Here is a 19,080-nt window from a genome sequence, read left to right as displayed (position 1 = left end):
GCAGGGGCGCGCTCAGGCACCGGCTGCAATGCTGGCGGGGTCGTCGACGTCGGCCGGCCGCCAGTCCATCGACACGAAGCCCGGCGCAGCTTCCACCCGCTTCAGCCAGTCGCGGATCGCCGGGAAGGCCTGGAGGTCGAAGTCGCAGCGATCGGCGAGGTGGGTGTAGCCGTACAACGCGATGTCGGCGACCGTGAGCTGGCGCGCGGCGAAATAGGCGTTGGTCTTGAGGTGGTTCTCCATCACCTGGAGCGCGCCATAGCCGCGCTCCATCCAGTCCTCCAGCGAATGGGTCTGGAGGTCGCGCCCGCCCTTGACCAGCGACAGCCAGAAATAGGCGGCGCCGATGTTCGGCTCCAGCGCGTGCTGCTCGAAGAACATCCATTGCAGCGCCTCGGCGCGGTCGATGCGGTTCTCGGGCGCGAGCGGGGTGCCGACGGCGACGTACCAGAGGATGGCGTTGGACTCGGCGAGAAAGCGGTCGTCGCCGACTTCGAGCAGCGGCACCTGTCCCGACGGGTTCTTGGTCAGAAAGTCCGGCGTGCGGCTCTCGCCGCGCAGAATGTCCACCTCGATCGCTTCATAGGGCACGTTGAGCAGCGCCAGCGCAAGGCGGACCTTGTAGCTGTTGCCCGAGCGTTGCATCGAATAGAGCTTGTACATTCTGAGAATGATTCCGGAAGACGGGGAGGCACTGCGCTCGTCGCCACGCGAGGCGGCTAAACAATGATGCCGATGCGAATCCGCCGCAAGGGCCGGCCAATAGAAAAACTCGAAATCCCTACCGCACTGCAGCGCTGCGGAAGATCATTTCCGCGCGACGATGCAAATCAGATCACGCTTGCGTCAGCATGCGCGCGCTTGGCTCGCGCGATTGTGCGCAGGGCGAGCGATTGGGGGAGAGCGCCGTCATCAATCCAGTGCGCCGGGCATCGACGTTCTTCGTGCCGCGGGCGAGGCGTGGATGGCCGGGAAACAGGCGAGCAGAAGCGACGCCGTCGTTCGGACGGCTATGCCCGGCCATGACGGCGCTTCAGCACGCAACACGCAAAAATTGCTCCGAGGACAAGCCTTCCGGGATATGAGCGATTCGCGCGGTAAAGTTGCGGAAAATTGCTGGAAATCGCGGCTTGAACCGCTCCAAATCCGCAAGTTTTTCCGAGATCGGGCCGAAGTTTCTTGCGGCGCAGCGGCACACGTTTTAGGGTATCTCATTCCCACAATCAGAGTCGTGAGGCCTAGGGCTTTTCGACGCTTGTCAGGAGATGACGATGTCCTTCCTTGCCGCTGCGCTCGACCGTGTGAAGCCGTCCGCGACCATCGCGGTCACGGATAAAGCACGCGCGCTGAAAGCGGCGGGCCGCAACGTCATCGGTCTCGGTGCCGGCGAGCCCGACTTCGACACGCCCGCCAACATCAAGCTGGCTGCGATCCGCGCCATCGAGGCCGGCAAGACCAAGTACACCGCGGTCGACGGCATTCCCGAGCTGAAGGACGCGATCATCGCCAAATTCCAGCGCGAGAACGGCGTTGCCTACAAGCCGAACCAGATCATCGTCGGCACCGGCGGCAAGCAGGTGCTGTACAACGCGCTGATGGCGACCATCAATCCGGGCGACGAGGTGATCATTCCCGCGCCGTACTGGGTCAGCTACCCCGAGATGGTGGCGCTCGCCGGCGGCGAGCCGGTGCCGGTGGTCTGCACCGCTGCGACCGGCTTCAAGCTCCAGGCCGAGGCGCTCGAGCGCGCGATCACGCCGAAGACCAAATGGGTGATCCTGTGCTCGCCGTCGAACCCGACGGGAGCCGCCTACACGCGTTCGGAACTGAAGGCCCTCACGGACGTGCTGGTGAAGCATCCCCATGTGTGGGTGATGACCGACGATATGTACGAGCATCTCGTCTATGACGACTTCCAGTTCACCACGGTCGCGCAGGTCGAGCCGAAACTTTACGACCGCACGCTCACCGTGAACGGCGTGTCGAAGGCCTATTGCATGACCGGCTGGCGCATCGGCTATGCCGGTGGCCCCGCGCAGCTGATCAAGGCGATGTCGACGATCCAGTCGCAGTCGACCTCGAACCCGTCCTCGATTGCGCAATGGGCCGCGGTGGAAGCTCTGAACGGTCCGCAGGACTTCATCCCCGCCAACAACAAGGTGTTCAAGGAGCGGCGCGACCTCGTCGTCTCCATGCTCAACCAGGCCAAGGGGATCGAATGCCCGCGTCCCGAAGGCGCCTTCTACGTCTATCCGTCCTGCGCCGGCACGATCGGCAAGACCGCGCCGTCCGGCAAGGTGATCGACAATGACGAGACCTTCGTCACCGAGCTCCTTGAGACCGAAGGCGTCGCGGTGGTGCAGGGTTCGGCCTTCGGCCTTGGCCCGGCCTTCCGCATCTCCTACGCGACCAAGACCTCGGATCTCGAAGACGCCTGCAAGCGCATCCAGCGCTTCTGCGGCAATTTGCGCTGAGATTGTTGCGGCAAGCGGTGTTCTCTTCTCGCGCTTGTGGGTTGGGAGTTCTCTCCGCAAGTCTGGAATCGTAGGGTGGGCAAAGGCGCACTTGCGCCGTGCCCACCATCTCTCTCGATCGCAAGAAATGCGTGGGCACGCTTCGCTTTGCCCACCCTACGATATCTGCGAAAAGGTCCGCCATTGGCGGGATTGTTTGCACGCTTATCGCCGCGCCCGATCTGGCACCTCCAGCACTCTTGTGGCATAGACGCGCAACGCGGGTGGCGCTCTCTCTGCTCGCATCCCTTCATCGCCGGAGATATTTCATGCGCCGTTCGTTCATCTTCGCCGGGCTCGCCGCCGCCAGCCTCGTTGCCTCTAGCGTGGGCGGCAGTGCACAGCAGCGGATGGCGCGGGTGGGCGTGCTCGAATGCCGCGGCGGCGCCAGCGTCGGCTTCATCGTGGGATCGGTGACCCATCTCGGCTGCGTGCTGCGCGCCGACGGTCTGCCCGACGATCGTTACGTCGCAACCATCCGCAAAGTCGGTCTCGACATCGGCATCACCCAGGAGACGGCTTTGGCGTGGGGCGTGTTCGCACCCGTCGACCGGCTCGGCCCCGGCGACCTCTCCGGCAATTATGCAGGTGCGCAGGGCAGCGCCTCGGTCGGTGTCGGCTTGGGCGGCAACGTGCTGGTCGGCGGCTCCAACAATTCGATCGCGCTCCAGCCGCTCAGCGTGCAGGGACAGGTCGGCCTCAACATTGCCGCCGGCCTCGAGAGCCTGGAACTTCGTCCGGGCCGTTGACGCCTGACGACGGTGTTTGCTGCTTTCACCTCTCCCCGCCGGGGAGAGGTGGAACACGCGGCCGACAGCCGTACTCGCCGCGTTAAGACCTAATCCAGCCGACGACGCACCGCAGCGACGTTTGATGCTTGCCAAATCTCGGGGACGGGCAGAGCATCTGCGGTTGCCGACCCAATCATGGGCCGAGCTCCACACCAAGGAGGCGGCGAATGGGACAAGACGTCAGAAGTCCCCGAGGTCCACGGTGCATCGCGCTGGTGGGCCCTTTCCAAAGCGGTAAAACCACACTTCTCGAAGCAATATTGGCGCGAACGGGCGCAATCCCGCGTGCCGGCAGTGTCGACGCCGGAACTTCCGTCGGCGACGCTGCGCCCGAGGCCCGTCATCACAAGATGACCGTCGGGCTCACTGCCGCCACCACGAGTTTCATGGGCGACAGCTACACCTTCCTGGATTGTCCCGGTTCCGTCGAGTTTGCCCACGACATGCGCGCCGCGCTGCCTGCGGTCGATGCCGCGATCGTGGTCTGCGAGGCCGACGAGAAGAAGCTGCCGCAGCTTCAGATCATCCTGCGCGAGCTGGAGGAGCTGAAGATCCCGCGTTTCCTGTTCCTCAACAAGATCGACCGCGCGAGCCAGCGCATCCGCGAGTCGCTCGCAATGCTGCAGCCCGCCTCCCGCGTGCCGCTGGTGCTGCGCCAGATCCCGATCTGGAAGGACGAGCTGATCGAGGGCTTCGTCGATCTCGCGCTGGAACGCGCCTTCATCTATCGCGAGCACAAGGCCTCCGAGGTGGTCGCGCTCGAAGGCGGCAATCTTGACCGCGAGAAGGAAGCCCGCTTCTCGATGCTGGAGAAGCTCGCCGATCACGACGATGCGCTGATGGAGCAACTGCTCGAGGACATCCAGCCGCCGCGCGATGCCGTGTTCGACGATCTCGCCCGCGAATTGCGCGAGGGACTGATCTGCCCGGTGCTGCTGGGCGCTGCCGCGCGCGAGAACGGCGTGCTGCGTTTGATGAAGGCGCTGCGTCACGAGGCGCCGGGCATTGCGGAGACCGCAAAACGTCTCGGTGTGCCCGAGACCAGGGACGCGCTCGGCTTCGTGTTCAAGACACTGCATTCGCAGCATGGCGGCAAACTGTCATTGACGCGGCTGCTCGCCGGCCATCTCGACGACGGCGCCACGCTGCAATCCGCTTCCGGAGGAGCGGGCCGCATCTCCGGCATCCTCGCCGTCAACGGCGCCTACGACACCAAGCGTGCCGCGGCCGAAGCCGGCGACACGGTGGCGCTCGCCAAGGTTGATCCGATCAAGACCGGCGACACGGTCTCGAGCGGCAAGACCCCGCCAGCGGCGCTCGCGGTCTCGGAGCCGACGCCGCCGGTGCTCGCGATCTCGGTTGCGGCCACCGACCGCAAGGACGACGTCAAGCTCGGCCAGGCGCTGACGCGGCTGCACGAGGAGGATCCCTCGCTCGTCATCGTGATGAACGCCCAGACCCACGACACCGTGCTGTGGGGGCAGGGCGAGATGCACTTGCGCGTCGCCAGCGAGCGGCTGCGCGACCGCTTCGGCGTCAAGATCACCTCGCATCCACCGGCCATCGGCTATCAGGAGACCATCCGCAAGCCGATCGTCCAGCGCGGTCGCCACAAGAAGCAGTCCGGCGGCCACGGCCAGTTCGGCGACGTCGTGCTCGACATCAGGCCTTTGCCGCGCGGCGAGGGCTTCAAGTTCGCCGAGAAGGTCGTTGGTGGCGCGGTGCCGCGCAACTACATCGGCGCGGTGGAAGAAGGCGTCGTCGACGGATTGACGCGCGGTCCGCTCGGCTTCCCCGTCACCGATGTGCAGGTGACGCTGACCGACGGCTCCTATCACAGCGTCGACTCTTCCGATCTCGCCTTTCGCACGGCGGCGCGGATCGGACTCAACGAGGGCCTGCCGCATTGTCAGTCGGTGCTGCTGGAGCCGATCCACGTGGTCGAGATCGTCTGTCCGACCGACGCCACCGCCAAGATCAACGCGATCCTGTCGGCGCGGCGCGGCCAGATCCTCGGCTTCGACACGCGTGACGGCTGGAGCGGCTGGGACAGCGTCCGTGCCATGATGCCGGAAGCCGAGATCGGCGAACTGATCGTGGAGCTGCGCTCGGCTACCGCCGGCGCCGGCAGCTTCACCCGCACGTTCGACCACATGGCCGAAGTCACAGGCCGCGCCGCCGACCAGATCATCGCCGCACATCAACACGCGGCGTGATCAAGCTGGCTTAGTCAGAGGCGCACGCTCTCTCACACCCTCTCCCCGCTCTTCGCGGGGAGAGGGTGGGTGAGGGGCCGTCTCTACGCGTGCGGCGTTTCAAGTGATCGCGCCCCAACCGCAAAAGCGAAGCAATCCAGAGAGTCGTTCCGCGGCAGGACTCTGGATTGCTTCGTCGCAAGGGTCCTCGCAATGACGGCGGCGTAGCTGGGCAACCTCTTGCCTTAAGTCCGATATGATGTATTTTACATCATTGTACACGTCTCAGATATCATTTATAAGTGCTGGTAAGTGAGGCCAAGGTGATCACGTCGTTCCAGATGCGGGCAGCCCGCGCGCTGCTCGGCATTGACCAGAAAACCCTGGCCGAGCTCGCCGGCGTTTCGCTGCCGACCATCCAGCGGATGGAGGCCAGCACCGGCAATGTGCGTGGCGTGGTCGAGACCCTGATCAAGGTGGTCGAGGCGTTCGACCGGGCCGGCGTCGAGCTGATCGGCGAGCAGGTCCGCAGCGACAGCGGCGGGCGTGGCGTCCGCCTGAAGGAGCCCGGGCCGCCGCGCCGGGTGGGGGCTTGATCTTGCCGGTCTTGCCCGGAGCAGACTGAACCAACGCACCGTCGCGTCCGGATCGCGGCCGCACGATGCGGTGGAGCATTGTGGGGCAGCGGAGCATGAGCATCACAAGCGATCACGCAAGCCGGCTGCACCAGCTGCGTCAGCCGACTTTTGCCGAACTGTATCTGCCAAAGCTCGTCACCGTCTGGCGTGAAGGCTACGGCGTCGCGGACTTCCGCGCCGATGTCTTCGCGGGCCTGACGGTTGCGATCGTGGCGCTGCCGCTGTCGATGGCGATCGCGATCGCCTCGGGCGTGACGCCGGACCGCGGTCTCTACACCGCTGTCGTCGGCGGCTTCATCGCCTCGCTGCTCGGCGGCAGCCGGTTCCAGATCGGCGGACCCGCCGGCGCCTTCATCGTCCTGGTCGCAGCGACCGCGGAGCGTCACGGCGTTGACGGCGTCATCCTCGCCACCCTGATGGCGGGCGTGTTCCTGATCGCTGCGGGCCTGCTCCGGGTCGGCACCTACATCAAGTTCATTCCCTATCCGGTCACGGTCGGATTCACCGCCGGCATCGCCGTGATCATCTTCGCCAGCCAGCTCCGCGATCTCGGCGGGATCACGCTTGCGGGCAAGGAGCCCAGCGAGTTCGTTCCAAAGCTGGTCGCGCTCGCCGGCGGTCTCAACACCATCAATCCATCCGCCGTCGCGGTCGCGATCGTCAGCATCGCCATCATCGCGGCCTTGCGGATCTGGCGGCCGTCCTGGCCCGGCATCCTGATCGCGGTCGTGATCGCGGCCGTTGCGTGTGCCGTGCTGTCGCTGCCGGTGGAAACCATCGGGTCGCGCTTCGGCGGCATTCCGCGCGAATTGCCGTCACCGGCGCTGCCGGCGTTCTCGGTCGCGAAGGCGAGCGCCGTGCTGCCGGATGCGATCGCGTTCGCGCTGCTGGCCGCCATCGAATCGCTGCTGTCGGCGGTGGTCGCCGACGGCATGACCGGGCGCCGTCACCGCTCCAATTGCGAGCTGGTGGCGCAAGGCGCCGCCAATATCGGCTCGGCGCTGTTCGGCGGCATCTGCGTCACCGGCCTGATCGCGCGGACCGCGACTAACATTCGCGCCGGCGCGCGCGGGCCGCTGGCCGGCATGCTGCATTCCGTGTTTCTGCTGCTGTTCATGCTGATCGCGGCGCCGCTCGCAAGCTACATTCCGCTGGCCGCGCTCGCCTCGGTGCTGGTCGTGGTGGCCTGGACCATGGCGGAGAAGCACGAATTCGCCACGCTCCTGCGTTCGTCATGGGGCGACGCCGTCGTGCTGCTCGCGACCTTCCTGCTGACGATCTTCCGCGATCTCACCGAAGGCATCCTGGTCGGCTTTGCGCTCGGCGCCGTGCTGTTCATCCATCGCATGGCGGAGATGACGGGGATCGAGGAACGCTCGCCGCTGGTCGCCGGCGATCGTCCTGACGACGGCAATGGCGATCGCGTTCGCTACGATCCTGCGCTTGCGGTCGATCGCGACGTGCTGGTCTATCGCATCACTGGCGCGTTCTTCTTCGGCGCGGCCTCCGCCATCGGAGGCGTGCTCGACGAGGTCGCCGACAAGCGCAAGGCCTTCGTGGTCGATTTCGCCGCGGTGCCGTTCCTGGATTCGACGGCGGCCAACGTGCTGGGCCGCGTCGCCGCCAAGGCGCACCGCCAGGGCATCCGCCTGTTCATCACGGGGGCTTCGCCCGCTGTCCGCCGCGCGCTGCTCACCCATGGCGTGACGCCGCCGCGGGCGCGCTATCGCCAGAGCCTCGACCGCGCGATCGCCGACATCAAGGGCCGGGCGGCCGACGAGGCTGCGGCGGACTAGCGACGTCCGCACGCTTGACAGGTCCCACGGGACGCGAAATGGATCGCCTCGGAAACGACCCGAGGGAAAGATGACCGCGCCCAAAGCTCCTGCAGCCTGTCTGATCGGATGGCCGGCCGCGCATTCGCGCTCGCCGCTGATCCATCATTACTGGCTGCGCACGCTCGGCATCCCCGGCGGCTATGTCATCGAAGCGGTTCCGCCCGAGGATCTCAGGGATTTCGTGCTGCGGCTGTCGCTGCGCGGCTTCGTCGGCGCCAACGTCACCATCCCGCACAAGGAAGAGGTGCTGGCGCTGTCGGCGCCCGATGCGCGCGCCAAGGCCGTCGGCGCGGCGAACACGCTGTGGTTTGCCGACGGCGAGCTGCGCTCGACGAACACCGACGTCGAAGGTTTCATCGGCAATCTCGACGCCAGCGCGCCCGGTTGGGATGCCGCCGAGGAGGCGCTGGTGCTCGGCGCCGGCGGCTCCTCGCGGGCGGTCGTGTTCGGCCTGCTCGAGCGCGGGATCAAGCACATCCATCTTGCCAATCGCACCATCGCGCGGGCCGAGACGCTGGCAAGACAGTTCGGGCCGAACGTGCATCCCGTGACGTGGGACGGGATCGACGACGTGCTGCCGCGCGCAAAACTTCTCGTGAACACGACCTCGCTCGGCATGCACGGCCAGCCCTCACTCGATGTTGATGTCGCGCGCCTGCCGCAGGCGGCGGTGGTCGCCGACCTCGTCTATGTCCCGCTGGTGACGCCGCTGCTCGCCGCCGCAACGGCGCGTGGCCTGAAGACGGCAGACGGGCTCGGCATGCTGCTGCACCAGGCGGTGCGCGGTTTCGAGCTGTGGTTCGGCCGGCGGCCGGAGGTCACAGCCGAGCTGCGGGCGCTGGTCGAGGCCGATCTCACAAAGACTTGAGAGAATAGCACGCGTCGTCCGGAGTTCTCCATTCCTGGGGGACAATCGGAGACCGTCATGTCTGTTCAACGTGCAACTTTCACACGTCCGCTGATCGCCGTCGCGATGGTGGCCGCTTCCACCCTCTATGCCTACGCGCAGAGGGCACCGGTGCCGACGCGCGTGCGCGGCACGATCGAAAGCGTCAATGGTGACACGATGCAGGTCAAGTCGCGCAGCGGCGAGGACGTCAAGCTACGCATCGCTCCCGACGTGAACGTCTCGGGGATTACCAAAATTTCACTCGCCGACATCAAGGTCGGCTCCTTCGTCGGCGCCACCACGGTGCCCGGACCGGACGGCGGCCAGAACGCGGTCGAGGTCCACGTGTTTCCGGAGAGCATGCGCGGCACCGGCGAGGGCTCGCGGCCCTATGACCTCAAGCCGAATTCGAGCATGACCAACGCCACGGTGTCGGAGAGCGTGGTCGGCAATGACGGCCATACGCTGCTGGTCAAGTACAAGGACGGCGAGAAGAAGGTGTTCGTCGCCGACAACACGCCGGTGGTGACCTTCGTGCCCGGCGACAAATCCGACCTGAAGGCCGGCGCCAAGGTCATCGCCTTCATGAAGCAATTGCCCGACGGCTCGTTCGAGACCAACCGCGTCAGCGTCGGCCGTGACGGCCTGACGCCGCCGATGTGATGAGAAAGCAATCGTAGGGTGGGCAACGGCGCGTCAGCGCCGTGCCCACGTCTTTCTCACATTACGCAGATTGATGGGCACGCTTACGCTTTGCCCACCCTACGGCACCGCCGCTGCCGTCACATCGCGATGACATGATCGTCGATCTCGTCGATCCGGTTGACGCCGCACAGGCCCATGGTGGTGAGCAGCTCCTTCTGGATGATGTCGATCGCCTTGGCGACGCCGGCCTGGCCGCCGGCACCCAGGCCGTAGGCATAGGCGCGGCCGAGCATGCAGGACTTTGCGCCGAGCGCGAGCGCGCGCATCACGTCCTGGCCGGAGCGGATGCCGCCGTCGAACATGATCTCCATCCTGTCGCCGACCGCATCGGCGATCTCGGGCAGCACCTCGATCGAGGACGGCGCACCGTCGAGCTGCCGGCCGCCATGGTTGGAGACGACGAGCGCCTGCGCACCGGTCTTGGCGGCTTCCTCGGCGTCCTCGACGTCGAGGATGCCCTTGATGACGAGCTTGCCCGGCCAGATGCTGCGGACCCACTCGACGTCCTTCCAGTTCAGCGAGGTGTCGAATTGCGAGGCCGTCCATTCGGCGAGGCGATTGAGATCCTCGGTGTTCTTCACGTGGCCGGCGATGTTGCCGAAGGTGCGGCGCTTGCCCTGCAGCACGCCGGAGACCCAGCCGGGCTTGCTGGCGAAATCCAGCAGCTTCGACAGCGACCATTCGGGGGGCACCGTCATGCCGTTCTTGATGTCGGCGTGGCGCTGGCCGATCACCTGGAGGTCCACGGTGAGCACCAGCGCGCTGCACTTGGCCGCGATCGCGCGCTGGATCAATTCCTTGATGAAGCCGCGGTCCTTCATGACGTAGAGCTGGAACCAGAACGGCTTCTCGACATTGGCGGCGATGTCCTCGATCGAGCAAATCGACATGGTCGATTGCGTGAACGGGATACCGGCGGCCTGCGCGGCGCGGCAGGCATAAATTTCGCCGTCGCCATGCTGCATGCCGAGCAGGCCGACGGGCGCGAGTATCAGCGGCATGGTCGAGGGCTCGCCGAGGATCGTGGTCGAGGTGTCGCGCTTGGAGACGTCGACCAGGATGCGCTGGCGAAACTTGATCGCCTGCATATCCTCGCGGTTGGCGCGCAGCGTCTCCTCGGCATAGGAGCCGCGATCGCAATAGTCGAAGAATGCCTTCGGCACGCGGCGCTTATGCAGCGTGCGAAGATCGTCGATACAGGTGATATGTTTCATGATCGTTCCCCGGCCCGTCTTCTATCAAGAGTCTTGCATCGGAAGATTTCGGGGTCATCTAGCATGGTTGGATGCACAGCCAAATCCGTTTGCAGACCGTTTTGCAGGAGGGCGCCATGACGAAGCCGCACGCTGGACCTTCGCCGGAAGAGATCAAGGAGAAGCGTGATCTCGAGGAAGCCTTGGAAGAGGGTCTGGAAGAGACCTTTCCGGGCTCCGATCCCGTCAACGTCACCCAGCCGGCGCCGAGCCGCGGCGATGGCTACGTCAAGCGCAGCGATTAAATCGGGTTCCACCCCGACCGGCGCCATGGGTAGGAAATATAATGTTAACAAGACGTTGTCGGAGCGGCGGCGCCCCGGTTCCGTAATGATTCATCATATTTTTTGAAGCCAAGTTAGCCCCATAGGCATTATAAGACGTTTAGCAAATCAGGGATGCGGGTCCCGTTCGGGCAGCCCGTGGTTGTAGAGGGGATCCCCTGGTTGTTGCTCGGGGGACGATATGAGTCGCAAATATTTCGGGACGGACGGGATTCGGGGCCGCGCCAACGGACTGATCACGCCGGAGCTCGCGCTCAAGGTCGGCCAAGCCGCAGGCCTTGCGTTTCAGCGCGGTGACCACCGCCACCGGGTCGTGATCGGCAAGGACACCCGCCTGTCCGGCTACATGATCGAATACGCGATGGTCGCCGGCTTCACCTCGGTCGGCATGGACGTGCTGCTGGTCGGCCCGATGCCGACGCCGGCGGTTGCGATGCTGACCAAGTCGATGCGCGCCGATCTCGGCGTCATGATCTCGGCCTCGCACAATCTGTTCGAGGACAACGGCATCAAGCTGTTTGGCCCGCAGGGTTTCAAGCTGTCCGACGACGTTGAGCGGCAGATCGAGCAGCTGCTCGACGAGCCCATTGACAAGCGGCTGGCACAGAGCGCGAGCCTCGGCCGCGCCCGCCGCATCGACGGCGTGCATGACCGCTACATCGAATTCGCCAAGCGCACGCTGCCGCGCGACCTCTCGCTCGACGGCCTGCGCGTCGTGATCGATTGCGCCAACGGCGCCGCCTACAAGGTGGTGCCGGAAGCGCTGTGGGAGTTGGGCGCCGACGTTGTGCCGATCGGCGTCGAGCCCGACGGCTTCAACATCAACAAGGATTGCGGCTCGACCTCGCCGGAAGCACTGTCGCGGAAGGTGCGCGAGATGCGCGCCGACATCGGCATCGCGCTCGACGGCGACGCCGATCGCGTTATCCTGGTCGACGAGCGCGGTCATGTCGTCGACGGCGACCAGTTGCTCGCGGTGATCGCGCAGAGCTGGAAGGAAGACGGCCGCCTGTCGCGGCCCGGCATCGTCGCCACCGTGATGTCCAATCTCGGCCTCGAGCGTTTCCTGAAAGGGCAGGGGCTCGATCTGGTCCGCACGCCGGTCGGCGACCGCTACGTGCTCGAGCAGATGCTGAACGGCGGCTACAATCTCGGCGGCGAGCAGTCCGGCCATATCATCCTGTCCGACTATGCCACCACCGGCGACGGTTTTGTCGCTGCGCTGCAGGTGCTCGCGGTGGTCCAGAAGCTGCGCCGTCCCGTGTCGGAGGTCTGCCACCGCTTCGATCCGCTGCCGCAGATCCTCAAGAATGTCCGCCACAAGGGCGGCAAGCCGCTCGACGATTCCGACGTCAAGTCGGCGATCTCCGACGGCGAGAAGCGGCTCAACGGCCACGGCCGCCTTCTGATCCGCTCCTCCGGCACCGAGCCGGTGATCCGCGTCATGGGCGAGGGCGAAGACCGCATCCTGGTCGAGGACGTCGTCGACACCATCGTCTTGGCGCTCGGCCAGGCGGCGGCCTGAGGTCCCAGGCACCCTGCCGTAGGGTGGGCAAAGCGAAGCGTGCCCACGCTTCTGTGGCCGTATCGAAGGATCGTGGGCACGGCGCGAGGGCGCCTTTGCCCACCCTACGATTCCTTTTTTCGTGGCGAGATCCAGACCTTCATGGTGAGGAGCCCGTGAAAGCGGGCCTCTTGAACCATGCAGGTCGCGCTGCTCGCGGCAGAGCGCGCGCATTCCAGCCATTTGCGATTGGCGGTGGTTCCATCGCTCGTTGCATCGTACCTACGAGGTCGCGGCAATCTGCCGCGCCGGGATGCTGCATTGAACAAGCCTGTTGTCGTCTCAGAGGAAACGCTGACCGAGCCCGTCGTCGTCGCTGACGTGGCACCCGCCGCCAAAGCGGCCGGGCCGGCCTATGTCGTGCTCGCCGGCATCAGCTTCTCGCACTTCCTCAACGACACCATGCAGTCGCTGATCGCCTCGGTGTATCCGATCCTGAAGGACACCTACGCGCTCGACTTCGCGCAGATCGGCATGATCACGCTGGCCTTTCAGTTCACGGCCTCGCTGCTGCAGCCGGTGGTCGGGCATTACACCGACAAGAAGGCGCAGCCTTATTCGCTGGCGATCGGCATGGCCTCGACCTTCTTCGGCCTCCTGCTGCTCAGTGCCGCGCACCAATATCTCGTCATCCTCGTCGCCGCCGCGCTGGTCGGTCTCGGCTCGGCGGTGTTTCACCCCGAATCCGCGCGCATCGCGCGGCTCGCCTCCGGCGGCCGCTACGGTTTCGCGCAATCGGTGTTCCAGCTCGGCGGCAGTTTCGGCACCTCGATGGGGCCGGTGCTGGCGGCGCTGATCGTGGTGCCGTTCGGGCAGGGCAGCATCGCCTGGTTCTCCTCGATCGCCTTCCTCGCGATCCTCATCCTCTGGCGCATCGGCCGCTGGTACGCGCCGCAGATCAAGGCGAAGAAGACAGCGGCGGGTCAGGCCCATCCCGACGCACCGAGCTCGCGCCGCGTCGCCGTCGCGCTGCTCGTGCTGGTCGCGCTGCTGTTCTCGAAACAGCTCTACGTGTCGAGCCTGTCGAGCTATTACATCTTCTACCTGATCGATCGGTTCGGCGTGTCGACGCAGGCAGCGCAGATCTATCTCTTCATCTTCCTCGCGGCGAACGCGGTCGGTGCGTTTCTGGGCGGTCCCTTGGGCGATCGCTTCGGCCGCAAGATCGTGATCTGGATCTCGATCCTGGGCGCGCTGCCGTTCACGCTGGCGCTGCCCTATGCCGGGCTCGTCGGCAGCGCGGTGCTGTCAGTCATCATCGGTCTGATCATCTCCTCGACGACGTCGTCGATCATCGTGTTCGCGCAGGAGCTGGTGCCGCACAGATTCGGCATGATCTCCGGCGTGTTCTTCGGCGTTGCGTTCGGCATCGGGGGCCTGGGCGCCGCCGTGCTCGGCAAGCTCGCCGACCACACCTCGATCGAGTTCGTCTACCAGGTCTGCGCCTACCTGCCGGCGCTCGGCCTGCTTGCGGTGTTCCTGCCCAAGCTGCAGCGGCACGCGCGTTAACGGATTCTCTCCCGCTGCACTGAGGCTTTACACATCGTTAGCAATTGCGGCGCCAGGCGCTGCAATTTTGCAACGCTTCTCATCCGTGCGCGCGAGCAGTCAGGAAAAATCAACCTTAAAAATTAGGGTTAAGTGGCGCTTAAACATTTGCTGGCATCGTCCGCTCCGTGAGTTTCCAGAACGTGAGGCCTGCGTATTTGCCTCACCGGCCAAAAGGACGAAGCCAATGCGTAGCGTTAAGTCTCTCCTTGCCGCGGGTGCGGCAACCCTGATCTCGTCGATGGCGTTCGCTGCCGATATGCCGATCGCGGCGCCCCCTCCCATGTACGCGCCGCCGGCTCCGCCCGCGGACTTCGGCGGCTGGTATCTGCGCGGCGACATCGGCATGACCAACCAGAGCGCCAAGCGCATGGATAGCGCCCTGCCGGCCGGCTATTCCAAGACGACGGAGGGGCTCGGCTTCGACTCGGCGGGGCTGTTCGATCTCGGCGTCGGCTATCGCTTCAACAACTGGTTCCGCGCCGACGTGATCGGCCAGTACCGTGGCAAATCCAATCTGCACGGCAGCGACAACGTCGTTGGACCCGGCTTCGTCGGCGTCAACAACTACAGCGGCAGCAAGTCCGAGTGGGTCGTGATGGCCAACGCCTATGTCGACCTCGGCACCTGGTGGTGCATCACCCCGTTCATCGGCGCCGGTGTCGGCGGCTCCTACAACAAGATCAGCGGCTTCCGCGACGACGGCGTGTCCTACAACCCGCTGCTCAACAACAGCGTTGCCTACTTCGCCGATAACGGAAAGTGGAACCTCGCCTGGGCCGCTCACGCCGGTCTCGCCTACAAGGTCAATCCCGGGTTCACCGTCGAACTGGCCTACAGCTACATGAACCTCGGCGACGCCGCGCCCGGCAATTACCGCTTGTTCGACAACAGCGCCTCCGGCCCGACCTCGATCAAGGTCAAGGAGCTCACCTCGCACGACATCAAGCTCGGCGTGCGCTGGGATCTCAGCAGCCCGCCGGTCTACGCGCCGCCGCTCGTCACCAAGGGCTGATCGATACTTCGATCGGTTAGGACTTCTTAACGGCGCGGGATCATCCCGCGCCGTTTTGCTTTGCGTATTTTTCATGGCGAGTAGCGATGAAGGCGGCGGACGCAACCATTGGTTAAGGTTAACGAGCCATGATCACGGATGAAAGTTCGAGTTCGATGGAGCGTTGCGATGCGTGGCCTTTTGTTGGCGGCGGCGATGTTGGGGACGGTGTCTGCCGCGCATGCGGCCGATATGCCGGATCTTCCCATCCTGCGCGGCAGCTTCACGGACGGTCTCACCCGGTCCAGCGTCAACTGGCAAGGCTCCTATATCGGAGCCCAGGCCGGTTATGGTTCGTCCGACGAGAACTTCAACGGCTCGACCAGCAACATGATGGCTGCCCTGTTGGCGGATACGTTGATCGAGAGCTCGATGGGCGTGTCTCAGTGGAATCTCGGACTGGGCAAGGCCTCGCAGCGCACCACCGGTTACGGCGCCTTCGTCGGATACAATGCGCAATGGGACGACGTCGTCCTCGGTCTCGAAGTGAGCTGGCTGCATGGCAGGTTCGGAGGATCGTCGTCGGCCAGCGAACGGCGCGTCAGCCCCACTGCACTGTCCGACGGCAACTTCCATGATGTCACGGCGACGTCGACCTCTTCGATCAGCATCAGCGACATCGGGACGTTCCGCGGTCGCGCCGCCTACGCATGGGGATGCTTCCTGCCCTACATGTTTGCGGGGCTCGCGCTCGGTAATGCCGACATCGTTCGCACCGTCAGCGTGCAGGACCGCGTGAGCGCGACCCAGCTCGGGGTCTACACGCCGCTGGCGCCGTTGACCTCGACCGATGCCCAGCACAATCACCTGATCTACGGCTACACCGCCGGTCTCGGCGTCGACGTCAATCTGGTCGGCGGCTTGTTCATGCGCGCGGAGTACGAATATATTCGCTTCACTTCCCAGGTCGACACCAGCATCAACACCGTCCGCGCCGGCCTCGGCTACAAGTTCTGACGCGACCGCGCTGCGCCGCGGTTGACAGCTCGCTTGCGTCCTGATGCTCTGTCGCTCCAAAGCGGGGCGGCAGCGATGAAGATCTACGGCGACAGCAATTCCGGCAATTGCCTGAAGGTGAAGTGGGTCTGCGACAAGCTTGCATTGCCCTATCAGTGGATCGAGATCGACACGCGCAAGGGCGAAACGCGCACGCCGCAATTCCTTGAGATGAACGGCGCAGGCCAGGTGCCCACCATCGCATTCGACGACGGCCGCACACTGGCGCAGTCCAATGCCATCATCCGCTATCTCGCCCGCGACAGCGCGCTCGTTCCGCGCGACGCCTTCATTGCGGCCAAGATGGACGAATGGCTGTTCTGGGAACAGTACAGCCACGAGCCCTATATCGCGGTGTGCCGCTTCCTCCTCGTTTATCTCGGCAAGGACGCATCCGAGCTCGACCCCGAAAAGGTCAAGCGCGGCTATGCGGCGCTCGACCGCATGGAGCAGCATCTTTCGGCTGGCCGCTTCTTCGCCGGTGAAGAGGTTTCGCTCGCCGACGTCTCGCTGCTTGCCTATACCCGCCTGGCGCATGAGGGCGGCTTCGATCTCAGCCGCTATGCCGCTCTCCGCCGCTGGATCGGCGAGGTCGAAGCGTTTCTCGGCCTCCCGCCGGCACGCTGAGGTTGGAGTTGTCATGAACGCCGAATCCGTCTCCATTCGCCGCGCGCGCCGCGACGACGTTCCAGCGATCGTGGCGATGCTCGCCGACGATCATCTCGGCCGCGCGCGCGAGCGCCTCGAGGATCCGTTGCCTGCCGCCTATTACGATGCCTTCGCACGGGTCGAGCGCGATCCGAACCTCACGCTCGTGGTTGCCGAGAGCGGGGGCAGGGTGGTCGGCTGCCTGCAACTCGCGATCCTGCCGGGCATCAGTTCGCAAGGCGGCGTGCGCGGCCTGCTCGAAGACGTTCGTGTTGCTTCGGATTGTCGCAGCCGCGGCATCGGCGAGCGGCTGGTGCAATGGGCGATCGCGGAAGCGAAAGCGCGCGGCTGCAGTCTGGTCGAGTTGCTGACGCATGCGAGCCGCGTCGATGCGCAGCGTTTCTACAAGCGGCTCGGGTTCGCGGCGAGCCACGTCGGTATGACTGTCCGCTTTTGAGGCAGCTCTTCGCGAGCCTTGCGCGATCAGCGAATTCGGATCGCGCGTTTGTTCATATTAACAGCTGATAAACTACCCAGCCGTCGTTCACGTTGATCCGGGAACGAACGGTGCTACGGCAGCTTCAGACACCGGGCTCTGTCGGTTCGGGGATTTCGATGACAAGCTATTCAATAATCAAGGTAGGCAACGATTACGTCGTGCAGGCCAATGACAAGTGCATTTTGAAAGTCGGCAGCCGCCGCAGAGCCGCGCAATTGATCAGCGAGGCCACGGACTTGCTGAATGCGCTCACGGTCGTCGAATCCCCTGATATCGCACCGGAAGCACCATCACGCCGCCGTGAGACGCCGGAACTTCCTTGACGACTCTTCCTGTTTCCCGTATCAGCCGCGGCGGGACACCTCCCCCCAACGGGAGGCTGACTATCTGGAAGGGTAGATATGATGACTGTAGCGAAGCCCGCTTCGCGGCCGAACGTGCCGCATTTCTCCTCCGGCCCCTGCGCCAAGCGCCCCGGCTGGAACGCCCAAAATCTCAAGGACGCAGCACTCGGCCGGTCGCATCGCGCGAAGGTCGGCAAGACCAAGCTCAAGCTCGCGATTGATCTCACGCGCGAAGTGCTCGAAGTGCCCGCCGATTATCGCATCGGCATCGTGCCCGCCTCCGATACCGGCGCAGTCGAGATGGCGCTCTGGTCGCTGCTCGGTGCGCGGCCCGTCACCACGCTCGCCTGGGAATCCTTCGGCGAAGGTTGGGTCAGCGATATCGTCAAGGAATTGAAGCTCAAGGACGTCACCAAGCTGAATGCGGCTTACGGTGAGATCCCCGACCTCTCCAAGGTCGATCCCAAGAGCGACGTTGTCTTCACCTGGAACGGCACCACGTCAGGCGTGCGTGTGCCGAACGCCGACTGGATCAGCGCGACCCGTGACGGCCTGACCATCTGCGACGCCACCTCGGCCGCGTTTGCGCAGCCGCTGGACTGGGCCAAGCTCGATGTCGTCACCTTCTCCTGGCAGAAGGCGCTCGGCGGCGAAGCCGCGCACGGCATGCTGATCCTGTCGCCCCGTGCGGTCGAACGGCTGGAAACCTACAAGCCGGCCTGGCCGCTGCCGAAGATCTTCCGCATGACCAAGGGCGGCAAGATCAACGAAGGCATCTTCGTCGGCGAGACCATCAACACGCCGTCGATGCTTTGCGTCGAGGATTATCTCGATGCGCTGAACTGGGCCAAGTCGATCGGCGGCCTCAAGGCGCTGATCGCGCGTGCCGACGCCAACACCAAGGTGCTCGCCGACTGGAAGGCGAAGACGCCGTGGATCGACTTCCTCGCCAAGGACGCCGCGATCCGCTCCAACACTTCGGTGTGCCTGAAGTTCACCGATCCCGCCATCACCTCGCTGTCCGAGGACGCGCAAGCCGAGTTCTCCAAGAAGCTGGTGGCGCTGGTGGAGAAGGAAGGCGCCGGCTACGACTTCGCGTATTATCGCGATGCGCCGGCCGGCCTGCGCATCTGGTGCGGCGCCACCGTCGAGGCCAAGGACGTCGAGCTGCTGACGCAGTGGATCGACTGGGCTTTTGCCGAGACCAAGGCCACGCTCGCCAAGGCGGCCTGAGTTTTGTCCCTCCCCTGGAGGGGGAGGGTCGACGCACCGTCAGGTGCGGCGGGTGGGGTGATCTCTCCACACGGCGCACTGGCGAATT

Annotated in this window: 19 protein-coding genes; 16 read left to right on the top strand and 3 right to left on the bottom strand. The window is 64.8% G+C overall.

The window, feature by feature from the left end; all coding sequences use genetic code 11:
- Positions 1-12 precede the first annotated feature (12 nt).
- Positions 13-663 carry a glutathione S-transferase family protein gene (locus tag A3AS_RS0114490; RefSeq protein ID WP_018318298.1) on the bottom strand — a complete coding sequence of 217 codons (651 nt, stop codon included), beginning with the start codon at positions 661-663 and terminating at the stop codon, positions 13-15.
- Between the two features lie 172 nt (positions 664-835).
- Entirely contained in the window at positions 836-1,024 is a 189-nt protein-coding gene (locus tag A3AS_RS47225) for a hypothetical protein (protein WP_018318297.1), read from the bottom strand.
- A gap of 247 nt (positions 1,025-1,271) precedes the next feature.
- On the opposite strand from A3AS_RS47225, the gene A3AS_RS0114480 reads away from it, so the two are divergent.
- The 7 genes from A3AS_RS0114480 to A3AS_RS0114450 all read left to right on the top strand — a co-directional run bounded on the left by A3AS_RS0114480 (position 1,272) and on the right by A3AS_RS0114450 (position 9,527).
- Positions 1,272-2,474, top strand: coding sequence for a pyridoxal phosphate-dependent aminotransferase (locus tag A3AS_RS0114480; RefSeq protein ID WP_026201996.1), 1,203 nt, complete (start codon positions 1,272-1,274; stop codon positions 2,472-2,474).
- A gap of 308 nt (positions 2,475-2,782) precedes the next feature.
- Positions 2,783-3,262: a DUF992 domain-containing protein gene (locus A3AS_RS0114475; protein WP_018318295.1), complete on the top strand. Its 480-nt coding sequence runs from the start codon at positions 2,783-2,785 to the stop codon at positions 3,260-3,262.
- Between the two features lie 209 nt (positions 3,263-3,471).
- Complete coding sequence (locus A3AS_RS0114470; RefSeq protein WP_018318294.1) at positions 3,472-5,520, top strand: elongation factor G; 2,049 nt, start codon at positions 3,472-3,474, stop codon at positions 5,518-5,520.
- 302 nt (positions 5,521-5,822) lie between these two features.
- Positions 5,823-6,095, top strand: a complete 273-nt coding sequence (locus A3AS_RS0114465; RefSeq protein WP_026201995.1) for a helix-turn-helix domain-containing protein — start codon at positions 5,823-5,825, stop codon at positions 6,093-6,095.
- Positions 6,096-6,190: 95 nt separating this feature from the next.
- Positions 6,191-7,933 carry a SulP family inorganic anion transporter gene (locus A3AS_RS0114460; RefSeq protein ID WP_018318292.1) on the top strand — a complete coding sequence of 581 codons (1,743 nt, stop codon included), beginning with the start codon at positions 6,191-6,193 and terminating at the stop codon, positions 7,931-7,933.
- 70 nt (positions 7,934-8,003) lie between these two features.
- A complete protein-coding gene (locus tag A3AS_RS0114455) occupies positions 8,004-8,843 on the top strand; it encodes a shikimate dehydrogenase (protein ID WP_018318291.1) in 840 nt (279 codons plus the stop codon).
- A 57-nt stretch (positions 8,844-8,900) separates the two neighbouring features.
- Complete coding sequence (locus tag A3AS_RS0114450) at positions 8,901-9,527, top strand: hypothetical protein (RefSeq protein WP_018318290.1); 627 nt, start codon at positions 8,901-8,903, stop codon at positions 9,525-9,527.
- 119 nt (positions 9,528-9,646) lie between these two features.
- Here the strand turns inward: A3AS_RS0114450 and A3AS_RS0114445 are convergent, their stop codons facing one another.
- A complete protein-coding gene (locus A3AS_RS0114445) occupies positions 9,647-10,783 on the bottom strand; it encodes an alpha-hydroxy acid oxidase (RefSeq protein WP_018318289.1) in 1,137 nt (378 codons plus the stop codon).
- A 116-nt stretch (positions 10,784-10,899) separates the two neighbouring features.
- Here A3AS_RS0114445 and A3AS_RS48305 point away from each other — a divergent pair, with 116 nt between their 5' ends.
- The 9 genes from A3AS_RS48305 (at position 10,900) to A3AS_RS0114400 (ending at position 18,992) form a co-directional block, all read left to right on the top strand.
- Positions 10,900-11,067 carry a hypothetical protein gene (locus tag A3AS_RS48305; protein ID WP_198293698.1) on the top strand — a complete coding sequence of 56 codons (168 nt, stop codon included), beginning with the start codon at positions 10,900-10,902 and terminating at the stop codon, positions 11,065-11,067.
- A 220-nt stretch (positions 11,068-11,287) separates the two neighbouring features.
- Positions 11,288-12,631, top strand: a complete 1,344-nt coding sequence (gene glmM / locus A3AS_RS0114435; protein WP_018318287.1) for a phosphoglucosamine mutase — start codon at positions 11,288-11,290, stop codon at positions 12,629-12,631.
- Between the two features lie 300 nt (positions 12,632-12,931).
- Positions 12,932-14,179 (top strand): MFS transporter, encoded by a 1,248-nt coding sequence (locus tag A3AS_RS0114430; protein ID WP_026201994.1) that lies wholly within the window; start codon positions 12,932-12,934, stop codon positions 14,177-14,179.
- A gap of 226 nt (positions 14,180-14,405) precedes the next feature.
- Entirely contained in the window at positions 14,406-15,233 is an 828-nt protein-coding gene (locus A3AS_RS0114425) for an outer membrane protein (protein ID WP_018318285.1), read from the top strand.
- A 168-nt stretch (positions 15,234-15,401) separates the two neighbouring features.
- Positions 15,402-16,229, top strand: a complete 828-nt coding sequence (locus A3AS_RS0114420; RefSeq protein ID WP_018318284.1) for an outer membrane protein — start codon at positions 15,402-15,404, stop codon at positions 16,227-16,229.
- A 75-nt stretch (positions 16,230-16,304) separates the two neighbouring features.
- A complete protein-coding gene (locus A3AS_RS0114415) occupies positions 16,305-16,895 on the top strand; it encodes a glutathione S-transferase family protein (protein WP_018318283.1) in 591 nt (196 codons plus the stop codon).
- A 13-nt stretch (positions 16,896-16,908) separates the two neighbouring features.
- Complete coding sequence (locus A3AS_RS0114410; RefSeq protein ID WP_018318282.1) at positions 16,909-17,373, top strand: GNAT family N-acetyltransferase; 465 nt, start codon at positions 16,909-16,911, stop codon at positions 17,371-17,373.
- A gap of 158 nt (positions 17,374-17,531) precedes the next feature.
- Entirely contained in the window at positions 17,532-17,738 is a 207-nt protein-coding gene (locus A3AS_RS0114405) for a hypothetical protein (RefSeq protein WP_018318281.1), read from the top strand.
- An 81-nt stretch (positions 17,739-17,819) separates the two neighbouring features.
- On the top strand, positions 17,820-18,992 hold the full coding sequence (locus A3AS_RS0114400) for a phosphoserine transaminase (RefSeq protein WP_026201993.1): 1,173 nt from the start codon (positions 17,820-17,822) through the stop codon (positions 18,990-18,992).
- Positions 18,993-19,080 lie beyond the last annotated feature (88 nt).

The sequence above is a fragment of the Bradyrhizobium sp. WSM2793 genome, assembly GCF_000379585.1.
Taxonomy (GTDB): domain Bacteria; phylum Pseudomonadota; class Alphaproteobacteria; order Rhizobiales; family Xanthobacteraceae; genus Bradyrhizobium.
Note: the sequence above shows the minus strand (reverse complement) of the source record. Positions and strands in the feature narration are given on the sequence as shown.